Source organism: Streptomyces sp. NPDC059900, assembly GCF_050270335.1.
Classification (GTDB): Bacteria; Actinomycetota; Actinomycetes; order Streptomycetales; family Streptomycetaceae; genus Streptomyces.
Map to the genome: position 1 here is coordinate 1 of NZ_JBNNJZ010000954.1, position 1,981 is coordinate 1,981.

At 72.0% G+C, this 1,981-nt stretch carries 2 protein-coding genes; one reads left to right on the forward strand and one right to left on the reverse strand.

Features of this window, described 5'->3' with window-relative positions:
- On the forward strand, nt 1–453 hold a 453-nt coding region (locus tag ACQKIP_RS46110; protein WP_427745735.1), incomplete at its 5' end, for a hypothetical protein.
- A gap of 11 nt (nt 454–464) precedes the next feature.
- Here the strand turns inward: ACQKIP_RS46110 and ACQKIP_RS46115 are convergent.
- Nucleotides 465–1,820, reverse strand: a complete 1,356-nt coding sequence (locus tag ACQKIP_RS46115; protein WP_365854513.1) for an esterase-like activity of phytase family protein — start codon at nt 1,818–1,820, stop codon at nt 465–467.
- Nucleotides 1,821–1,981 lie beyond the last annotated feature (161 nt).

Consider the following 1,981-nt stretch of genomic DNA (forward strand, 5'->3'; position numbering starts at 1 on the left):
TACGGCCCGCCTCCGGGCGACGGGTACGGGCCGCCGCCCGACGGCGGGGGATGGCCGCCCGGCGGAGGCGGTGGTGTACCGCCCGGCGGGGGCGGCGGCGTGCCCCCTGGCGGGTGGCCTCCCCAGCCGCCGCCCGGAGGGCCTTCGGGGCGGCGCAACAGGGGGTTCGTCGTGATCGCCGTGCTCCTCGCGATCGGTGCCGTCGTCGCGGTGTTCCTGGTGGTCGGCAACGGGGACGGCTCCGGCGACAAGAAGGGGCCCCCGGGCAGCAGCGAGAGCTCGGACGGCAAGCCCACCCCGTCGCTGAGCATCCCCTCGGAGATCCCCTCCGAACTGCCGTCGCAGGTGCCCTCGGAAGTGCCCTCGAACCTGCCCACCGAGCTGCCGTCGGGCCTGCCCAGCGATCTGCCGAGCGACCTGGAACTGCCTGACGGCGTCACGCACGCCCCCTGAGCGGCCCCGGCTCAGACGCCCTTCGGCAGCCGCACGTACGTCACCGTGGTCTCCGCGTTGCTGTCCACGAGCCGGCCGTCCTTGTCGAAGGCTTCCGCTCCGTCCGTCATCCCGAAGTCGTTGTCGTTGATCAGGGCGAGGGTGTGACCGTTCACGCGGGCCACGCCCTCGATCTTGTCGGGAACACCGTCGATGCCGCCCAGGTCGACCAGGAGACGCTTCTTCAGGACGGGCACTCCGGAGGCCGCCGGATCGTCGAGCTGCTCCAGGGAGGGACTGGTGGCGGCGTCGTCCCACTGTTCGCCGAGGATGTCGGAGCGGCGGTCCAGCTTCACCGTCTGCAGCCGTGCGGCCTTGTCGGTGCGCTCCTCCACGAGGAGCCGGTCGCGTCCGACGGCCACCACGGAGGAGATCTTCAGCTCGGACGTGTCGTCCTCGCCCGGATCGACGACATCCACCGCGTCGAAGCGGTACGCGTACTCGGCGGTGACCGCCTGCTTCTTCGGCGAGAAGCGCAGCAGCCGCGCCGTGCGCGAGGCCTCACCCGCGTCCTCGTCCGGCAGCGACAGCGGGCTCTGCACCGCCATCACCAGGTCGCCGCCCGGAAGCTGGGCGAGCCCCTCGAAGCCGCGGTTGCCCTTGCGGTGCAGCAGCACGCCGGGCAGCGCCTCGACGACCGGGTAGTCGGCGCCCGTCAGCTTCAGGCCGCGGGGGACGTAGCGCTTGAGCACCTTGCCGCGCGCGGAGACGTGCACGAGCGATGGTCCGTACTCGTCCGCCAGCCAGAAGCTGCCGTCCTGTGCCCGCACGATGCCCTCGGTGTCCAGGCCGTTCGGGTCGTACGTCAGCGCCGTCTTCGCGTCGTAGGTGTACGGCGCCTCGTCGCGCCCCTCCTGGTTGGGCAGCCCGGTGACGGGCTTCCCGGACGACGTCGTCAGCGGGAGCGCGTCGATGACCTTCACGGTGTCACCGGCCACGCGGATCTTCACGATCGCCGGGTCGAATCCGGGGACGGGGAACGTGCGCCGCTTCTTGCCGTCCACCTTGATCTGGCCGTTGGGCCCCCGGTCGGTCACCGTCCAGAACTCGCCCTTGCGGCCCGCCGGATAGATGTCGCTGCCGATGCCGCCGAGATCCACACCGCGGTCGTTCTGCACCGTCCCGGGCAGCAGGGAGTTGCTGAACGTGCCCAGGGGGATCTCGCCCAGGGGCGCCGTCGAGGTGATCCGGGCGGTCTTCTCCTTGCCGTCGCCGCTCTGGGCGCCCGTGGCGGTTCCGGTCACCGCGATCGCGGCGAGCACCGCGAGGGGCACACCCGCGGCGACGGAACGGCGAACGCGACGCTGACGGGCGGCGTGCGGGGACATGGGTGCCTCCTGGGGTGCAGGTGTTCGGTGACGGCGATCAGACTTCGCCGTCGCAGCGAACGCGGGGAGGCAGACAGGTGAACGCGAGGGGGCATGCTGACGGCGCCTCCAGCGAGGGGCAGGAGGCGCCGCCGTCACCCACAGGCCGGTCAGCGGTGGTT